An 18,457-nucleotide genomic window follows, 5' to 3' on the forward strand; every position below is an offset into this window, starting at 1 on the left:
CGTCCTCGCTCAACGGCCGGGAGGGGGAGTCCCTCCCGGTCGTTGAGCGAGCACCGCCGGAGGCGGAGCGAGACGAAACGCCCGACCGGCGACCTCAGCGGGCGGAGAGTTCGCGGATCACCAGGGCGGTGCGCAGCGCGGCATCCGCGGCCTCGGCGCCCTTGTCCTCCTTCGAGCCCGGCAGGCCGGCGCGGTCCAGGCCCTGCTGCTCGTCGTCGAGGGTGAGCACCCCGAAGCCGACCGGCTTGCCGGCGTCCAGCGCCACACGGGTCAGACCGTCGGTCGTCGCGGACGACACGTACTCGAAGTGCGGGGTGCCGCCGCGGATGATCACGCCGAGCGCGACGACCGCGTCCGCGCCGCCGGCGAAGGCCGCCTGCGCGGCCACCGCGAGCTCGAACGACCCCGGCACCCGCACGACCGAGTATTCGGCGCCGGACTCGTCGAGGATCCGCTTCGCACCCGCGATCAGCCCCTCGCTGATCGTCTCGTGCCACGTGCCGGCGATCACGACGACCCGCAGGCCCTTCGCGTCGATGCCGCCCTGCTTCGGTGCTCCTGCGCCGCTCATGCGCGCTCCTTTCCCTGCGCGAGGGCCTCGGCGAGCTCTTCCTCGCCGATGATGTGACCCATCCGGTCGCGCTTGGTCTCCAGGTACTGGTGGTTGTTGGGTCCGACGCCGACGATCAGCGGAACCTGCTCCACGACGTCCAGGCCGAGCTCGCGGAGCTTGTTCACCTTGTCGGTGTTGTTCGTCAGCAGACGCACCTTCGACACGCCGAGGTCGGCGAGGATGCCTGCCGCGGCGGCGTACTCTCGGGCATCCGCCGGCAGACCCAGGGCGAGGTTCGCGTCCACCGTGTCCAGACCGCCCTCCTGCAGGCTGTACGCGCGCAGCTTGTTGATCAGCCCGATGCCGCGGCCCTCGTGCCCGCGCATGTAGATGACCACGCCGCCCTCCTGCTCGATCGCGTCGAGCGCCGCGTCCAGCTGCGGACCGCACTCGCACTTCAGCGAGCCGAACGCCTCGCCGGTGAGGCACTCCGAGTGCACCCGCACCAGGGCCGTCTCGCCGGGCTCGCCGGAGACGACGGCGATGTGATCGGTGCCGGTGATCCGGTCCTTGTATGCGAGGAAGCGGAAGGTGCCGTGCTCGGTGGGCACGGTGGCGTCGGCGCGCAGGCTGACCCGCCGGCGGCCGTGCGGCGTGGCCGGCTCGGCGAGCGGCTCGTGCTCGTCGAGGTAGGCGATCAGCTGCTCGATCGTGATCACCGGCACGCCGTCGCGTTCGCCGAGCTCGAGCAGCCCGGGCAGGCGCATCATGCTGCCGTCCTCGGCGACCACCTCGGCGATGGCGCCCACCGGCCGCAGGCCGGCCAGCCGCATCAACTCGACCGCCGCCTCGGTGTGCCCGCTGCGCTCGCGCACGCCGCCGTCCACCGCGCGCAGCGGCAGCACGTGGCCCGGGCGGATGATGCTCGAGGGCGTGGCGGCGGGATCGGCCAGCACGTTCAGCGTGCGCGCCCGGTCGGCGGCGCTGATCCCGGTGGTGATGCCGTCGGCCGCATCCACGCTCACCGTGTACGCCGTCGACCTGGCGTCCTCGTTCATCTCCACCATCGGCGGCAGGTCGAGCTGGTCGGCCAGGTCGGCCGGCATCGGAGCGCAGATGAAGCCCGACGACCAGCGGACGGTCCAGGCGACCCACTCCGCCGTCGCCAGCTCGGCGGACAGGATGACGTCGCCCTCGTTCTCGCGGTCCTCATCGTCGGCGACGATGACGGGGCGACCCGCGCGCAGCGCGTCGAGGGCCTCGGGGATGGTGGCAAGGCTCATCGTGAGCCTCCTTCCGAAATGTCCGAAGAGGAGCGGAACGCGAGCAGGCGCTCGACGTGACGGGCGAGGATGTCGGTCTCCAGGTTCACCCGGTCGCCCGGGGCGAGCGTGCCGAGCGTCGTGGCGGCGAGCGTCTCGGGGATGAGGGAGACCTCGAACCAGTGCGCCGCGGCGGAGGGGTCGCTGACGGCGCTGACGGTGAGCGAGGTGCCGGCGACGCTGATGGACCCCTTGTCGACGACGAGCGGGGCGAGGTCGGCGGGGAGGCTGATCCGGATCACGCGCCACTGGTCGCCCGGGCGCACCTCGAGCACCTCTCCGACGCCGTCGACGTGGCCCTGCACGATGTGCCCGCCCAGGCGGGCGCCGACCGGCATGGCCTTCTCGATGTTGACCCGCGACCCGACCGCGACGTCGCCGAGCGCGGACACGTCGAGCGTCTGCTTCATCACGTCGGCGTCGAAGGTGTCGGCGGTGGAGCCGACCACGGTGAGGCAGACGCCGGAGACGGCGATGGACTCGCCGTGCACGGCGTCGGAGGCGGCAATGGGGGCGCGGACGGTGAGCCGCCAGCCGTCGCCCGAAGGGGTGATGGCGGCGATCTCGCCGATCTCCTCGATGATTCCGGTGAACATCAGGCTCCTTCCCGCGTCGCGGGGTCGAGGGGGCGGGCGATCGCGAGCAGGTCCGGTCCGAGCGGCACCCACTCGTCGACGACGAGGTGCCGGGCGTCCGTGATCGTGGCGACGCCGACGTCGGTGAGGGCGAGACGGTCGCCGCCGAGCAGGACCGGCGCGATGTAGGCCAGGATGCTGTCGGCGAGCCCCGCCGCGATGAACGCGCTCGCGAGGGTCGGTCCGCCCTCGACGAAGACGCGCTGGATGCCGCGCTCGCGCAGGTCGGCGAGCACGGCGGTCAGGTCGTGGCCCGGGTGGAACACGGGGGCGTGCGGATGCCGGCGCACCGCCGCATCCGCCGGGGTCTCCCGCGAGCCGATCACGACCGGCACCGGCTGGTGGGGGAGCAGCACGTCGCCGTCGCGCGCGGTCAGCGCCGGGTCGTCGGCGAGGACGGTGCCGGTGCCGACGACGATGGCGTCCGCGGCCGCACGGCGGCGGTGCACGTCGGCGCGCGCGGCAGGTCCGGTGATCCATTGGCTGGTGCCGTCGGATGCCGCGGCCCTACCGTCCAGGCTCTGCGCCCACTTCACGGTGACGTGCGGGCGTCCCAGCCGCTGCACCTCCAGCCAGTCGGCGATGAGCGCGCGGGCTTCTTCGGCCTTCTCGCCGGCGACGACCTCGACGCCGGCGGCGCGCAGCCGCTCGGCGCCGCCGCCGGAGACGGCGCCGGGGTCATCGAGGGCGTACACGACGCGGGCGATGCCGGCGTCGATGAGCGCCTGGGCGCACGGGCCGGTGCGGCCGGTGTGGTTGCACGGCTCCAGGGTGACCACGGCGGTCGCGCCGCGGGCCTGCGCGGGGGTGAGCGCGGAGAGGGCGTCGACCTCGGCGTGCGGGGTGCCCGCGCCGCGGTGCCAGCCCTCGGCGAGGACGGTGCCGTCGGGAGCGAGGATGACCGCGCCGACCTGCGGGTTGATGCCGCGGGGGCCGTTCCCGGCGAGTTCGAGGGCGCGCGACATCGCGTCGCGTTCGGCCTCGGTCACTGCCATCCGTCGTCCTTCGTCGAAGGCTCCGGGGATCGCCGAACGCGCGCAGGCGCGCTTCGTGCTGCCTCTCATCCGGACTCGCGAGCGACTGCTCGCATCACCGTCGGTCCCGGAGTTCCACCGGATCGGCGCCTGTGGCCAGGCGTTCGCGGACTGTCACCGCCGGTTCGGATTCTCACCGACCCCGGAGCACGTTGATGCTCTGAGTGTACTCAACGCCCTCCTTCGCGTTTCATTCCCGTGAATGCGTACCGCCTGCCCCGGCCGCGTTCCGGGTCACTTCAGCAGCCGGGAGAGGCGGCGGTCGGCCAGGACCTTGCCCCCGGTCTGGCAGGTCGGGCAGTACTCCAGCGAGCGATCCGCGAAGAAGACGCTGCGGATCGTGTCGCCGCAGACCGGGCACGCCTCGCCGCGGCGGGCATGCACCTGCATCCCGCGCCGCTTGGCGTCCTTGAGGTCGGCCGGGGGCTTGCCGGCGGCGGCTTCGACCGCCTCGCGGAGGGTCGTCTGCATCGCCTGGTACAGCCGGTCGATCTCGGCGTCGTCCAGTCCGACGGCGGGCGCGTACGGCGACATCCGGGCGGCGTGCAGGATCTCGTCCGAGTACGCGTTGCCGATGCCGGCGATCAGGCCCTGGTCCCGCAGCAGCCCCTTGATCTGCGTCCGCCGGCCGGCCAGCAGGCCTGCGAACACGTCGCGTGTGAACGCCGGGTCGAGCGGATCGGGACCGAGCCGGGCGATGCCTGGCACATCCTCCGGTGCACGCACGACGAACACGGCGAGCGACTTCTTGGTGCCGGCCTCGGTGAGGTCGAAGCCGGATCCGTCGTCCAAGCCGACCCGCACGGCGATCGGGCTCCGGCCGGGCTTGATCGGCGTCGCCGGCAGGTCGTCGTACCAGCGCAGCCAGCCCGCCTTGGCCAGGTGGAACACCAGGTGCAGGTCGTCGCCGCAGGCGAGATCGAGGAACTTCCCGTGCCGCACGGCATTCGTGACGGTGGCGCCCTGCACGGCGTGCACCGGCGGATCGAAGGTCTTCAGCGCCGCGATCGCACCCACGCTGACGCGCGTGATCGTGCGCCCGACCGCGCGGGCGGACAGGAAGTCGACGAGCCCCTGGACCTCCGGCATCTCCGGCATGCGTTCATCCTGCCACCGGCATCCGACATCGGCGAGGGCCGTCAGAGCACGGGCCAGTCCACCGGGGTGCGGTCGTCGGCGGCGGGCAGCCCCGCGATCCAGCCGTCGTCGCGGCCGCGGGGGCCGGTCAGCCCCTGGCGGAGCGTCCCCTCGTAGCGGAAGCCGAGGGTGCGGGCGGTGCGGGCCGAGGGCACGTTCCCGACGACGGCCCGCCAGCTCAGCCGCACCAGCCCGAGCTCGCCGAAAGCCCAGTCGACCACGGCGCGGCCGGCCTCGGTCATCAGCCCCTGCCCGCGGAACGCGGCCGCGCCCCAGTAGCCGATCTCGGCCTCCCCGCCGTGCGGGTGATCGGTGATGCGGTGCAGCCCGATCATGCCGGCGAGGACGCCGTCGCGGCGGATCGCCCACACGGTCTCGGCGCGCTCATCCCACCAGGTCGTGACCTTCTCCACGAACTCGCGGGCGTTCTCGGCCGTGTACGGGCTGGGCACCGTGGTCCAGCGCGGCACCTCGGTATCCTGGCACGCCTCGGTGATCGCGTCGACGTCGGTCATGGTCGGGATGCTCAGCACCAGCCGCTCGGTGCGCAGCGTGACGGGTTCCATCCGCTCAGCGTAGTGACCGCCGCGCCGCAGACCGGCCGCGCCACGGACCGGCCAGGCGCTGACTGCCGGGCGCCCGGGCCTTCCCGACCGGGCCGGTAGCATCGTGGGGCGGCCGTTCGCCGTGATCCCGAAGGAGTCGGCCGTGCCGGTGCAGCAATCATCGCCCCGTGGCGTGCTCGCGTCGCTGGCGGCATCCGTCCTGTTCGGCGGCATCTTCTGCCTCGCCGCGCTGGTCCGCTCCTCCGCCGAGGTCGTGTTCGCGTGGCGGGTGCTGATCACGGTCCTCTGCTACGCCGCCGCGCTCGCGCACCCGGCGGCGCGGCGGGCGCTGACGGTGCTGTGGCGGCGGCTGCGATCGCGCTGGTGGATGCCGCTGCTGGCGCTGCTTCTGGCCACGATCGTCGGCGTGCAGCTGTGGCTGTTCATGTGGGCGCCGATGCACGGGCACGCGCTGGACGCCTCACTCGGGTACCTGCTGCTGCCGATCTGCCTGGTCCTCGGCGGACGGTTCCTGATGCGGCACCACGTCAGCCGGATGCAGTGGCTCGTCGTGGCGCTGGCGGCGGTGGCCGTGGCGGTCAAGCTCGCCGCGACCCCGGAGCTGTCCTGGGTGACGCTCGTGATCTGCGTCCCGTACACGCTCTACTTCGTGCTGCGCCGGCGCTTCGGGCTGGACGGCCCGATCGTGTTCGGCGCCGAGACGGCGGCCATGGTGCCGGTGTCGGTCCTGTTCCTCGTCACCGCGACGCCGGTGCCGCTCACGCCCCTGGAGCTCAGCGGCCTGCTCGGCATCGCCTTCGCGAGCGCCCTGGCGATGACCCTGTACCTCGGCGCCTCCTCGCTGCTGTCCATGCCGGTGTTCGGGCTGCTCAGCTACGTGGAGCCGGTGCTGCTCGTGGTCGTGGCGCTGATCCTGGGCGAGCGGATGCAGGGTGCCGACCTCGCGGTGTACGGCATCCTCGCCGTGGCGCTCGGCATCCTCGCCGTGGACGGGTTCCGGCGGGCGCGCACGGCCGGCTGATCCGGCCGGACGGCCCGGCCCGATGTCGTCCGCCCCGACTAGACTCGTGCGGTGACTGTTCCGGGGATTCTGCGCGCCTTGGAAGAGGCGAACCTGTACCGCGACGCCCTCGCCTGGGCGAAGACCGACGCGGACATCTCGCTGGTGGACGGGCTGGACGCCCCGGTCCTGGCGGGGCTGCTGCAGCGCCGAGCGGAGGCCGGGCTGCCGGCATCCGCTCTCGTGGTCGCGCCCACCGGGCGGCGCGCCGACGTGCTCGCGGCCGCGCTGGGCGCCTACCTGGCGGATGCCGAGATCCTCACCTTCCCGGCCTGGGAGACGCTTCCCCACGAGCGGCTCAGCCCGAGCCCCGACACCGTGGGCCGGCGCCTGGACGCGCTCCGGCGCGTGGCGACCTGGTCGGGGGAGCGGCCCCTCGTCGTCGTCGCCTCGGTGCGCGCCGCGCTGCAGCCGCTGGCGGCGAACCTCGGCGACGCCGCCCCCCTCGAACTGCGGGTCGGCGGCCGCGGCATCGAACTGGAGGGCGCGGCCGCGCAGCTCGTCGAGCGCGCCTACTCGCGGGTGGACATGGTGTCCCGCCGCGGCGAGTTCGCGGTGCGCGGCGGCATCCTCGACGTCTTCCCTCCCACCGCCGACCACCCGTACCGCATCGAGTTCTTCGGCGACGAGGTCGACCAGATCCGTGCGTTCTCCGTCGCCGACCAGCGCTCCCTGCCCGGCGACGTCGCCGCCGTCGAGCTGCCCGCCAGCCGCGAGCTGCTGCTCACCCCGGAGGTGCGCGAGCGCGCCGGCGCCCTCGTCGCCGGGTTCCCCGCGATCGCCGGGATGCTGGAGAAGATGGCGCAGGGCATCCCGGTCGACGGCATGGAGTCGCTGCTCCCGATGGTCGCAGGCCCCCTCGTCACGCTCGCCGAGTACCTGCCGGCCGGCTCCGCCACCGCCATCGTCGACCCGGAGCGGGCCAGCGCGCGGGCGCAGAACCTCGGCGAGACCAACCGGGAGTTCCTGGATGCGGCGTGGAGCGCCGCTACCTCCGGCGCCGCGGCGCCGATCGATCCCTCGACGCTGAGCGGCGGTGCGGCGGGGATGCTCGACGCGCGGCTGGACGCGGGCGACTTCGTCTCCCTCGCGCGTCTGCGCGAGATCGTGCACGAACGGGACGGGGTGTGGTGGCGGCTCAGCCCGTTCGCCTCCGGCGACGAGGACGCCACCAGCCTCGAGGCATCCGTCATCCCCTCCTTCCACGGCAACGTCGACGGGGCGATCGCGTTCGTCGACGACCGGCTCCGCGAAGGGTGGCGGGTGGTCGTCATCGCCTCCGGCCACGGGCTCGTGGAGCGCGCGCGCGACGTGCTCAGCGACCGCGGCATCGCGGCCCGCATCGTGGACGACCTGCGCGAGGAGCCCGAGGCGGGGGTCGCCACGCTCGTCACCGGGACGGTCGAGTCCGGCTTCCAGGTGCCGGATGCCCGGCTCGCGGTGCTCACCGACAACGAGTTCTACGGGCGCACCATCGGCGGCGACCAGCGGGTGGTCAAGAAGCTCGCCTCCCGCCGCCGCAACGTCGTCGACCCGCTGCAGCTGAAGCCCGGCGACTACGTGGTGCACACCACGCACGGCCTCGGCCGGTTCGTGGAGATGACCAAGCGCGAGGTGTCCTCCGGCGGCAGGAATGCCACCAAGACCACGCGGGAGTACCTGGTGCTGGAGTACGCGCCGTCCAAGCGCGGCTACCCGGGCGACAAGCTGTTCGTGCCCACCGACCAGCTCGACCTGTTGTCGAAGTACGTCGGCGGCGAGGCGCCGGCGCTGTCGAAGATGGGCGGCAGCGACTGGGCGGCGGCCAAGGGCCGTGCCCGCAAGGCCGTGCGCGACATCGCCGTGGAGCTGGTGAAGCTGTACTCGGCGCGGATGAACGCCAAGGGGCACGCCTTCGGCCCTGACACGCCGTGGCAGCGGGAGCTCGAGGAGGCGTTCCCGTTCGCGGAGACGCCGGACCAGCTGCAGACCATCGAGGAGATCAAGGCCGACATGGAGCGGCCCATCCCGATGGACCGGCTGCTCTCCGGCGACGTCGGCTTCGGCAAGACCGAGGTCGCCGTGCGCGCGGCGTTCAAGGCGATCCAGGACGGCAAGCAGGTCGCCATGCTCGTGCCGACCACCCTGCTGGTGAAGCAGCACCTGGAGACCTTCACGGAGCGGTTCGCCGGCTTCCCGGTGAAGGTTCGGGCGCTGTCGCGGTTCCAGACCGACAAGGAGGCGCGCCAGGTCGTGCAGGGGCTGCTCGACGGCTCGATCGACATGGTGATCGGCACGCACCGCATCCTCACCGAGCAGGTCCGGTTCAAGGACCTGGGGCTCCTCATCGTCGACGAGGAGCAGCGCTTCGGCGTCGAGCACAAGGACGCGCTGAAGAAGCTGAAGACCAACGTCGACATCCTCGCGATGAGCGCCACCCCGATTCCGCGGACCCTGGAGATGGCGGTCACCGGCATCCGCGAGATGTCCACGCTGCAGACCCCGCCGGAGGACCGGCATCCGATCCTCACCTTCGTCGGTCCCCGCAGCGACAGGCAGATCGCGGCGGCGATCCGGCGCGAGATCCTCCGCGAGGGGCAGGTCTTCTTCGTGCACAACCGGGTGCAGTCGATCCAGCGGGTTGCCGCTGAGATCGCCGAGCTCGTGCCGGAGGCGCGGATCGCGGTCGCGCACGGCAAGATGGGCGAGCACCAGCTGGAGCAGGTCGTCGACGACTTCTGGGAGCGCAAGTACGACGTGCTCGTCTCGACCACGATCATCGAGACCGGGCTGGACATCTCGAACGCCAACACGATCATCATCGACCGCGCGGACAAGTACGGGCTGTCGCAGCTGCACCAGCTGCGGGGGCGGGTCGGCCGCGGTCGGGAGCGCGCGTACGCGTACTTCCTGTACGACGACACGAAGCCGCTGTCCGAGACCGCGGCCGACCGGCTGCAGACCATCGCGGTGAACAACGACCTCGGCTCCGGCATGCAGGTGGCCCTGAAGGACCTCGAGCTGCGCGGCGCCGGCAACCTGCTCGGCGCAGAGCAGGCGGGGCACATCGCCGGCGTCGGGTTCGACCTGTACCTGCGCATGATCGGCGAGGCGGTGGCCACGTTCCGCGGCGAGGACACCGCTTCCGAGCAGGAGCTGAGGCACGAGCTGCCGGTGGAGGCGCGCATCCCCGAGCACTACATCGACAGCGAGCGGCTTCGGCTCGAGGCGTACCAGAAGCTGTCCAGCGCCTCCACCGCGACGGCGGCGGACGACGCGATCGATCTCGTGGTCGAGGAGCTGACCGATCGGTACGGGGCGCTGCCGGAGGAGGCGTCCGGGCTGGTCGCGATCGCCCGCCTGCGTCGTCGCGCCGCCCGCGCCGGCCTGACCGACGTCGTCGCCATGGGCTCGAACCTCCGCATCGCACCGGCCCGGTTCGAGGAGTCGATGAAGGTGCGGATGCAGCGGCTGTACCCCAAGGCGAAGCTGGTCGGCGGCGGCGAGGCGCTCGTCGTGCCGATGCCGGGCCCGGACGGGCCGGACCTCGTGGAGTGGGTCGGCCAGCTGCTCACGGCGCTGTTCCCCGAGCCGGTGAAGACTCCGGCCTGAGCTCAGGCGGGCGGATCGCGCGGTGCGGGGTGCGCCTGACGCGGCCTTGTACGCTTCCCGCGGCCCGGATCCGGATTCCGGTCCGCGTCTGGCGCACATCTCCGCGCGAAGCGCACGGGATCGGGCCGCCCGTCGGCGGGAGGCACCGGCATCCGGCATCCGTCGCACATCCCCGGGGCCGGAATCGACAGCGCCGCCGGGGAGGGAACGGACTAGTCTGGCGGCATGATCTACGAGCACCTCGGGGCTCGGCCCCGGATCCACGACACCGCCGTCGTCGCACCCACCGCCGTGATCTCCGGCGATGTGCAGATCGGGCCGAACTGCCAGGTGCTGCACGGGGCGGTGATCACCGCGGAGGGCGGCCCGATCACCCTCGGCGAGCACGTCATCGTGATGGAGAACGCGCTGATCCGTGCGACGGCGGCGGACGCCGTGCACATCGGCGACCACTCGCTGCTGGGCACGCTGTCGAGTGTCGCCGGGGCGACGATCGGCGAGGAGGTGTTCCTCGCCTCCGGCGCGCGCGTGTTCAACGGGGCGCGGCTCGGGGACCGCTGCGAGATCCGCGTGAACGCGATCGTGCACCGGCGCACGGCGCTGCCGGAGGGCTCGGTCGTGCCGATCGGGTGGATCGCGGTGGGCGACCCGGCGCAGCTGTTCTCCCCGGACCGCGCGGAGGACATCGCCGCCGCGCAGCCCGAGCTCGACTTCCCCGGCTACGTGTTCGGCGTCGACCGGGAGACACCCGACCTGATGGTGCAGCTCACCGAGCGCTACGCCTCATCCCTCGCCCGGCACGCCGCCGACCGCCAGCTCTGACCCGCCCTCCCGGCACGTCCCGCCCCCGCCACATTGTGTCCCGTTCTGCTGGTCGGCGCCGGCCGCACCCGCAGAACGCTCCACAATGTGTCACGTCGTGCGGGTTCAGGGCCAGGACCCGCAGAACGCTCCACAATGTGTCAGCTGCTGCGGGTTCACAGCGGGGGAACCATCAACTGGTGACACAATGTGGCCAGGCGTGCGGGTGCGGGCGGGAGGGGTCAGATGACGCCCTGGGCGAGCATCGCGGCGGCGACCCGCTCGAAGCCGGCGATGTTCGCGCCCGCGACGTAGTCACCCGGCGTCCCGTACTCCTCGGCCGCGCGGAACGCGGCGTCGTGGATGTCGGCGATGATGCTGCGCAGCTTGTCCTCGCTGTCCGCGAAGCTCCAGCGCTGACGTGACGCGTTCTGGCTCATCTCCAGCGCGGAGGTCGCCACGCCGCCGGCGTTGGCCGCCTTGCCCGGGGCGAACAGCACGCCCGCGCTCTGGAACGCCTCGACGGCCTCGGGCACGCACGGCATGTTCGCGCCCTCGGACACCGCGCGCACGCCGTTGGCGATCAGCGCCTCGGCATCCTCCGCGCCGACCTCGTTCTGCGTCGCCGAGGGCACGGCGATGTCGACCGGCACCTGCCAGACGCTGCCGCCCTCGACGAACCGCGCGGTCGGCTTGCGGCGGGCGTACTCGACGATGCGGCCGCGCTCGACCTCCTTGATCTGCCGCAGCAGGTCGACGTCGATGCCGTCCTCGTCCACGACGTAGCCCGAGGAATCGGATGCGGTGACCGCGGTCGCCCCGAGCTGCTGCGCCTTCTGGATCGCGTAGATCGCGACGTTGCCCGAGCCGGACACGCCGACCCGCTTGCCGGCCAGGGACTCGCCGTGCACGGCGAGCATCTCCTGCGCGAAGAACACGGCGCCGTATCCGGTGGCCTCGGTGCGCACCTCGGCGCCGCCCCAGCCGGTGCCCTTGCCGGTGAACATGCCGGACTCGTGCCGGTTGGTGATCTTGCGGTACTGCCCGAACAGGAACCCGATCTCGCGCCCGCCCACGCCGATGTCGCCGGCCGGCACGTCGGTGTGCTCGCCCAGGTGCCGGTACAGCTCGTTCATGAACGACTGGCAGAACCGCATCACCTCGGCGTCGCTCTTGTCGTGCGGGTCGAAGTCCGAGCCGCCCTTGGCGCCGCCGATGCCCTGCCCGGTGAGCGCGTTCTTGAAGATCTGCTCGAAGCCGAGGAACTTGATGATCGACAGGTTCACCGACGGGTGGAAGCGCAGGCCGCCCTTGTACGGGCCGAGGACGGACGAGAACTGGATGCGGTAGCCGCGGTTGACCTGCAGCCGCCCCGCGTCGTCGATCCACGGCACGCGGAACATGATCTGCCGCTCCGGCTCGACCAGCCGCTCCAGGATGCCGTTCTCGGCATACTCCGGATGCCGCTCGAGCACCGGGCCGATCGAGTGCAGCACCTCGTGCACGGCCTGCTGGAACTCGGGCTCGTGCGGGCTGCGGGCCAGCACGGTGTCGAAGACGGGCTGCACGGTGGCGGTGAGCGGGTGGAAGTCGGCGGCGGTGACGGTCACGCGGGAAGCTTTCTGTCGAGTGGGGGATGGCTGCGATCGTGTCGCGTGAGGATGCCGGGTCCGGCGCGAGAGATCACTCTAGCGTGGTGCTCGGGGTGCGGCGCGCGGCGGTGCCGGGCCGTGGCCGGTCAGCCGGTGTTCTGCAGGCCCGCGGCGACGCCGCTGACCGAGAGCAGCAGCAGCCGCTTCAGCTCGGCCTCGTCCTCCGGGGAGGCCGCCGGCTCGGCGCGCAGCGCCCGCAGGGCGCGCAGCTGCAGCAGCGACAGGGCGTCCACGTACGGGGTGCGCAGCTGCACGGCGCGCTGCAGGATGGGCTTGTTCTCCAGCAGGCGCTCGCCGCCGGTGAGGCGGATCACCCAGTCCCGGGTGAGGCGGAGCTCGTCCAGCACGATGCCGGCGAGATCGTCGCGGTCGCCGAGTTCGAGATAGCGCCGCGCGATGCGCTCGTCGGTCTTCGCCAGGCTCATCGCGACGTTGTCGACCATGGTGTGCAGCAGCGGCCACTCCCGGTACGCCTCCACGAGCGCTACCTCGTCGCCGACGGCCTCCAGCGCCGACCCCAGGCCGAACCAGCCGGCCAGGTTGATCCGCGCCTGCGTCCAGGCGAACACCCACGGGATCGCCCGCAGGTCCTCGAGGGACTCCACCGACAGTCCGCGCCGCGCCGGCCGCGAGCCCAGGGCGAGCAGGCCGAGCTCCTCGAGCGGGGTGACCGTGGCGAACCAGGGCGCGAACCCCTCGGCGCGGACCAGCGAGAAGAAGCGCTCACGGGAGGCGCGGTCCATCACCCGGGCGATCTCGGCGAAGCGCTCGGCGGCGCCGCTGGTGCGCTGCTCCCGCGTCGGGGCGGATGCCAGCAGCGTCGCCGCCGCGACCTGATCGATGTGCCGCATCGCGATCGCCGGCTCGCCGTACCGGGCGAAGATCACCTCGCCCTGCTCGGTGAGCTTGAACCGGCCGTCGACCGAGTGCGGCGGCTGGGCGAGGATCGCCGAGTTCGCGGGCCCGCCGCCGCGGCCGAGCGCCCCGCCGCGCCCGTGGAACAGGGTGAGCTCGATGCCGGCATCCTGCGCCCACTCCGCGATCCGGCGCTGCGCCTCGTACAGGGCGAGGTTGGCGGCGACCGGGCCGACGTCCTTGGACGAATCGGAGTACCCGAGCATCACCTCGAGCCGGTTGCCGGTCTGCGCCATCCGCTCCCGGAACTCGGGGAAGCCGACCACCTCGGCGAGGATGCCCGGCGCGGCCTGCAGGTCGGCGAACGTCTCGAACAGCGGGATCACGTTGAGCAGCGGCACATCCTCGCCGCAGGCGTGCCGTGCCAGCCGGTGCACGGCGGCGAGGTCGTCGGCCGACTGCGTGAACGACACCACGTACCGGCCGGCGGCGCGCAGCCCGTGCCGCCGCTGGATGTCCGCGATGGCGCGGAACACCTCGAGCACCTCCTCGGTCTGCGCGCTCAGCGGCCCGCCGGCCTCCAGCTCGGCCAGCGCCTGCGCGTGCACCTTCGAGTGCTGGCGCACCTCGAGCTCGGTGAGGTGGAATCCGTACGTCTCCACCTGCCAGATCACGTGCTGCAGCCCGCCGAACGCGTGGCGCGCGGCACCCGCGTCGACCAGCGAGCGCTGCACCGTGCGCAGGTCGTCGAGCAGCTCCTCCGGCGCGGCGTACCCGCCGGCGGCCCCGACCCGGGTCGCGTGCACGCGGTGCGCGAACGACAGCAGCAGGCGGCGGTGCGGCTCGCCGGGCGAGCGCTTGGCGATGTCGGCGGCGAGCCCGGGCTCGCTCTGGGCGAACCGCTCCCAGAGCGAGCCGGCCTCCGCGCTGGGCGGGGTGCTCTCGTCGTCGAGGGTGAGGGTGCGTCCGAACCGGTCGAGGGAGCGCTCCAGCCCGCGCAGGACGTGGTCCGAGGCGATGCCGGCGGCCTCACGGGTGACGGATGCCGTGACGAACGGGTTGCCGTCGCGGTCGCCGCCCACCCACGACCCGACCCGCACGAACGCGGGCACGAGCGGCTCGCTGGCGCCGGACGCCTCGCCGCGCAGCGCGTCGTCGATGCGGCGGTAGACGTGCGGCACCGTGGTGAACAGCGTCTCGTCGAAGACGCCCATCACGGTGCGCACCTCGTCGGTGGGGGTCGGCTTCTGGGCGCGCAGCGGGGCGGTCCGCCACAGGGTGTCGATCTCCTCCAGCATCCGTCGCCGAGCGCGGCGCTCCTCGGCGCCGCCCTCGCTCGCCGCGTCGTGCTGGGTGAGCAGCTCGGACAGGCGGCGGATGCTGCTGGACACCGCCCGTCGCCGCGCCTCGGTCGGGTGCGCGGTGAAGACCGGGTGGAAGCGCAGACCGCGCAGCCGGCGCTCCGCCTCCTCCTCGCCGACCTCGCGGCGCAGCTGCGCGAACGCGGTCGCGACGGTGTCGGCGGCGTCCTCGCGCCCGGGCCGGCCGGCGCGCTCGCGCAGCACCCGGACCCGCTGGTGCTCCTCAGCGAGGTTGACCAGGTGGAAGTAGCAGGTGAAGGCGCGGGCGACCTCGTCGGCGCGCTGGATCGTGAACGAGTCGGCGATGGCGGCGGCACGCAGGAAGGACTCGTCGGTCTCCTCGTCGAAGGCCTGAATCGTCGCCAGCCGCAGCCGCTCGACGTCCTCGAAGAGGCCGGGGCTGCCGGATTCGCGCAGCACCTGGCCGAGCAGCTCGCCGAGCATGCGCACGTCCGCGCGCATGGCATCCGGGATGCCGCTGGAGGCCTCGAAGCGCGTGATCACGCGGATCGCCTCGGTGGTCGTGGGGTCGGTGAAGGAGTGTGCGGGGGTCACGGTTTCGAGAGTAACCCGCACGTCAGGATCGTCCCGACCGCGTGACGAACCGCGACGCGCCCGGTCGCGCGCCTAGCTAGACCTTCCCTACTCCGCCGCCTTCACCTCGAATCCGGGCTCCGCGATTCCCCCCGCGACGCTCGAGGCGCTCCTGGCTGCCAAGCAGGTACGGCTCCTTCCCGGCACCCGCCTGAACACGGCGTCGATCGACTCGCAAGGTCTGGTAGTCGTCACCGCAGAAGACCTCGACACTCCAGGACGCATCGGAGCGCGCCGCATCGATCCGCTCACATTCGCCACGCAACACGCGTCAGCACAGCTCACCCACGCCGGCGACGTCATCTTCCGCACCGGTCCGACACCTGCCGCATGGGTTGACGCCGAAGGATCGAAGGTCGTTGCCTACCCCGCTCGGGTGCTGCGCATCACCGCAGCAGACCCGGGCGGCCTCGTGCCAGAGGTCGTCGCAGTCGACATACCGACCCAACCGGCAGGCCCCGGCGCCTGGAAACGATGGATGCTGCGCCGTTTTGCACCCGCATCCATCAGGCCGTTGCGTCGCGCGATCGCCGATGTCGCCGTGGCTCGCACCGAACTCGAGCGCCGCATCGCGACGCTCGACCAGTACGTCGATATGCTGACAGCCACCGTGGCCGCCGGCGCCGTCTCTCTCACCGACCTGAACGACGCCGCGATCGCGGCACCCGCACCGCAGTAAGGAAGCCCATGCCCCGAACCCCGAAAGCCGCCCCACAGGCGCCGTCGACCATGAAAGAGCTCAAAGACACGCTCTGGAAGGCCGCCGACAAGCTGCGCGGCTCAATGGACGCCTCGCAGTACAAGGACGTCATCCTCGGACTCGTCTTCCTCAAGTACGTCTCCGACGCGTTCGATGAGCGCCGCGACGGGATCCGCGCCGAGCTCGCCGCTGACGGGTACGACGAAGATCAGATCGCCGAGCTCATCGACGACGTTGACGAGTACACCGGTCGCGGTGTGTTCTGGGTGCCGGCGAATGCCCGCTGGGGGTTCCTCGCCGAGAACGCGAAGGGCACATCGGTCGACGTCGCCGCCGAAGCATCTCGCGGGAAACACTTCTCGCCGCCGCTCTCGAGTGACGAACTCGCGTTCTACGACGCGGTCGCGACGAATGAGTCCGCTGTCGACATCCAAGGCGAGGACGTCCTCGCACAGATCGCCCGCGAGCTCGTCGCCGTGATGCGGCGCGACGTGCGCACCGACTGGACTGTGCGTGACGATGTGCGCGCCAAGCTGCGGTCTTCGATCAAGCGGTTGCTGGTGAAATACAAGTACCCGCCGGACAAACAGCCCGAGGCGATCAAACTCGTGATGGAACAGATGGAAGCGATGGCACCGCGCTACGCGGACGATCGAGGGCAGTAGGCGAGGCGCGCTCGCCTGCATACATTGGGGGATGTGAAGTGGCAATCGGATATCGCGCAATCCTGCGCCTGACGCCCGACGAGGACGCGGTCGCGGTCGCTGAATCGCAACTCCGATCTTGGCTCAGCGGAAAGCAGAACCGCAGGGGCAGTGGCGCGGAGCGAGCAGACTGGGACGGGCCAGGGGCGCACGATCTGGGCGACGGCTCAGAACTTAGGGTCGTGCATGCGCCGGAGAGCCTGGATCAGAGCCGTAGAAGGCTCTATCGGTTGCGCGAGCGAAACCGGCACGGCGTTTGGACCGTGTCCCTCTATGCGATCTCTGCTCCACAGGCGCGCCGCTACACGCAGTCGCTTGTGATCGAGGCGGGCGTCGATGATGTGCCGACCACGACGGCTGTAACAAGGGTCGATACGCCGCGTCTCGCGCGGCAGATTCTTGAGACGACCAACGCGAGGGATGGGGAGACCCCGCTCCATGGTGTGCCCTCGGTGATCCGATCTTCTGACGTCGACGAGGTTTGGCGGGCAATTGTGGATCCGGCGCGAACCGCCAGCGTCATCGTCGCGCCGGCGCTCGAAGGAGCACCTCTCGATCGCTGGCAACAGATCATTGTGAGTTTGACGAAGCAGAGCGTGGGCGTGGCAACCACATTCGTGCTGGATCCGGAGGCGACGGAACTCCTTGCAATGCGGTTGCCGCAGTCCCATCGCGTTGAGCGGGGTGTGGTCCGTACTTTCGCGCCTCAAGTGGAGCTCGATTCGCCCGCGGATGGTATTCGTCATCGGATGCTCGGTCCCGCCACATTGGCGCGGGCGATCGATGGCACTCGGGTAGCGACCCCGTTGGTGAACCGGCATGCGGAGTCGACGCGACTGCGCTTCATACAACGGGACCTTCCGCCCGATGTGCGTCGCTCTCTCGAGATCTTGTCGCGCGCCGATCTCGTCAGTGAGCGTACTCAGGAGGTGCGCCGGCGGCTTGCCCGTCCAGCCCCGCCGTCGGCGCCGGAGCGGACCTGGGTTGAAGTTCCTTCATCCGGGTCGCCGACCCAGGCTGCGTCCATCGCCCCCGGGGTGGTGGCGCGGCTCGAAGCTCTGTTGAAGCGCTGGATCGGCGTAGGAGAGCTGACTGAGGGAGCCCTCGAGAATCTGGAAAGCCTGCTCACCACTTCTGCGGCTGAGCTGTCTGTCGCTACCGAGCAGATCGACGGCGCCGTCGCCGACATCGAAACGAAGGATGCGGAGCTCCGTGGAATCCGCGCCAACGCGGAAGAGCTTTCGTTCGACCTCGCGGTGTCGGACGAGCGCGTGCGGAGCCTCGAGCGGGAGGTGCAGATCCTCCGGCGCCGCCTCATCGTGGCTGACCTGGCTGCGGAAACGCATGTGGAACCGGTCGAGTCGATCTGGGATCCGCCGTACGACGTCGCGGAGCTTATCGCGCGGATCACGCCCGGGGATAAGGCGCATCCGGCGGCTTCTCGCGTCGTGTTCACTGGAGACGTCGACACGGCATTGGAGATCGATCTGCGTGAGAAGACCCCGCGGTACGCGTATGCCTTCTGGGACTACGTCCACGTCCTCTACGACTACGCGGAAGGAAAGGCAAGTGGAAGGATCGCGAGCGGTCTGCATGCCTATCTCAAGTCGGACGCGATCGACGGGCACAAATGCCCGCCCGATCGACATGCCTCGACTGAAAGTGACTCCGTGCTGAATCGTCCGGAGTGGCGCGCTGAGCGAATGCTCCCGGTGCCAAGTGAAGTGTCGGACACCGGCAAGGTTCTGATGGACGCGCACTTCAAACCGACTTGGCGTGACACTTTCGCGCCTCGTATGCACTACTACGACGACACGGCGCGAAGCGGGAAAATCTACGTCGGCTATATCGGTCGTCATTTGAAGAACAAAAAGAGCTAAGGGCAGCGCCGT

At 71.2% G+C, this 18,457-nt stretch carries 14 protein-coding genes and 1 riboswitch; of the genes, 6 read left to right on the forward strand and 8 right to left on the reverse strand.

Annotated elements, in window-relative coordinates:
- Positions 1-94 precede the first annotated feature (94 nt).
- From ribH to JSY13_RS03040, 6 genes are all read right to left on the reverse strand, one after another.
- Positions 95-571, reverse strand: a complete 477-nt coding sequence (gene ribH / locus JSY13_RS03015) for a 6,7-dimethyl-8-ribityllumazine synthase (RefSeq protein WP_259607553.1) — start codon at positions 569-571, stop codon at positions 95-97.
- A complete protein-coding gene (ribA, locus tag JSY13_RS03020; protein WP_259607555.1) occupies positions 568-1,836 on the reverse strand; it encodes a GTP cyclohydrolase II in 1,269 nt (422 codons plus the stop codon). Before ribA ends, ribH begins: the two co-directional genes overlap by 4 nt.
- Positions 1,833-2,471: a riboflavin synthase gene (locus JSY13_RS03025; protein ID WP_259607557.1), complete on the reverse strand. Its 639-nt coding sequence runs from the start codon at positions 2,469-2,471 to the stop codon at positions 1,833-1,835. The genes ribA and JSY13_RS03025 overlap by 4 nt, the downstream gene beginning before the upstream one ends.
- On the reverse strand, positions 2,471-3,505 hold the full coding sequence (gene ribD / locus JSY13_RS03030) for a bifunctional diaminohydroxyphosphoribosylaminopyrimidine deaminase/5-amino-6-(5-phosphoribosylamino)uracil reductase RibD (RefSeq protein WP_259607559.1): 1,035 nt from the start codon (positions 3,503-3,505) through the stop codon (positions 2,471-2,473). The genes JSY13_RS03025 and ribD overlap by 1 nt, the downstream gene beginning before the upstream one ends.
- Before the next feature lie 52 nt (positions 3,506-3,557).
- Positions 3,558-3,698: riboswitch (FMN riboswitch) on the reverse strand.
- Between the two features lie 80 nt (positions 3,699-3,778).
- Positions 3,779-4,642 (reverse strand): Fpg/Nei family DNA glycosylase, encoded by an 864-nt coding sequence (locus tag JSY13_RS03035; RefSeq protein WP_259607560.1) that lies wholly within the window; start codon positions 4,640-4,642, stop codon positions 3,779-3,781.
- Between the two features lie 41 nt (positions 4,643-4,683).
- Positions 4,684-5,247 (reverse strand): GNAT family N-acetyltransferase, encoded by a 564-nt coding sequence (locus JSY13_RS03040; RefSeq protein ID WP_259607561.1) that lies wholly within the window; start codon positions 5,245-5,247, stop codon positions 4,684-4,686.
- Positions 5,248-5,350: 103 nt separating this feature from the next.
- On the opposite strand from JSY13_RS03040, the gene JSY13_RS03045 reads away from it, so the two are divergent.
- The 3 genes from JSY13_RS03045 to JSY13_RS03055 all read left to right on the forward strand — a co-directional run bounded on the left by JSY13_RS03045 (position 5,351) and on the right by JSY13_RS03055 (position 10,720).
- Complete coding sequence (locus JSY13_RS03045; RefSeq protein WP_259607563.1) at positions 5,351-6,268, forward strand: EamA family transporter; 918 nt, start codon at positions 5,351-5,353, stop codon at positions 6,266-6,268.
- A 51-nt stretch (positions 6,269-6,319) separates the two neighbouring features.
- Complete coding sequence (gene mfd / locus JSY13_RS03050; RefSeq protein WP_259607565.1) at positions 6,320-9,898, forward strand: transcription-repair coupling factor; 3,579 nt, start codon at positions 6,320-6,322, stop codon at positions 9,896-9,898.
- Positions 9,899-10,123: 225 nt separating this feature from the next.
- Complete coding sequence (locus tag JSY13_RS03055; RefSeq protein ID WP_259607567.1) at positions 10,124-10,720, forward strand: gamma carbonic anhydrase family protein; 597 nt, start codon at positions 10,124-10,126, stop codon at positions 10,718-10,720.
- Positions 10,721-10,941: 221 nt separating this feature from the next.
- Here JSY13_RS03055 and gdhA read toward each other — a convergent pair whose 3' ends face one another.
- Positions 10,942-12,309 carry an NADP-specific glutamate dehydrogenase gene (gene gdhA, locus JSY13_RS03060; RefSeq protein ID WP_259607568.1) on the reverse strand — a complete coding sequence of 456 codons (1,368 nt, stop codon included), beginning with the start codon at positions 12,307-12,309 and terminating at the stop codon, positions 10,942-10,944.
- A gap of 128 nt (positions 12,310-12,437) precedes the next feature.
- The gene (locus JSY13_RS03065) at positions 12,438-15,122 is read right to left on the reverse strand and encodes a phosphoenolpyruvate carboxylase (protein WP_259607570.1); all 2,685 of its coding nucleotides are present in this window, start codon (positions 15,120-15,122) and stop codon (positions 12,438-12,440) included.
- Positions 15,123-15,537: 415 nt separating this feature from the next.
- On the opposite strand from JSY13_RS03065, the gene JSY13_RS03070 reads away from it, so the two are divergent.
- The 3 genes from JSY13_RS03070 to JSY13_RS03080 are packed head-to-tail and all read left to right on the forward strand — an operon-like array spanning position 15,538 to position 18,445.
- On the forward strand, positions 15,538-15,840 hold the full coding sequence (locus tag JSY13_RS03070) for a hypothetical protein (RefSeq protein ID WP_259607571.1): 303 nt from the start codon (positions 15,538-15,540) through the stop codon (positions 15,838-15,840).
- A gap of 8 nt (positions 15,841-15,848) precedes the next feature.
- Entirely contained in the window at positions 15,849-16,526 is a 678-nt protein-coding gene (locus JSY13_RS03075; protein WP_259607573.1) for a type I restriction enzyme endonuclease domain-containing protein, read from the forward strand.
- Between the two features lie 38 nt (positions 16,527-16,564).
- Positions 16,565-18,445 carry a hypothetical protein gene (locus tag JSY13_RS03080; protein ID WP_259607575.1) on the forward strand — a complete coding sequence of 627 codons (1,881 nt, stop codon included), beginning with the start codon at positions 16,565-16,567 and terminating at the stop codon, positions 18,443-18,445.
- The last annotated feature ends 12 nt before the right edge of the window (positions 18,446-18,457 follow it).

The sequence above is a fragment of the Microbacterium neungamense genome, assembly GCF_024971095.1.
In the GTDB taxonomy this organism is placed as follows: domain Bacteria; phylum Actinomycetota; class Actinomycetes; order Actinomycetales; family Microbacteriaceae; genus Microbacterium; species Microbacterium neungamense.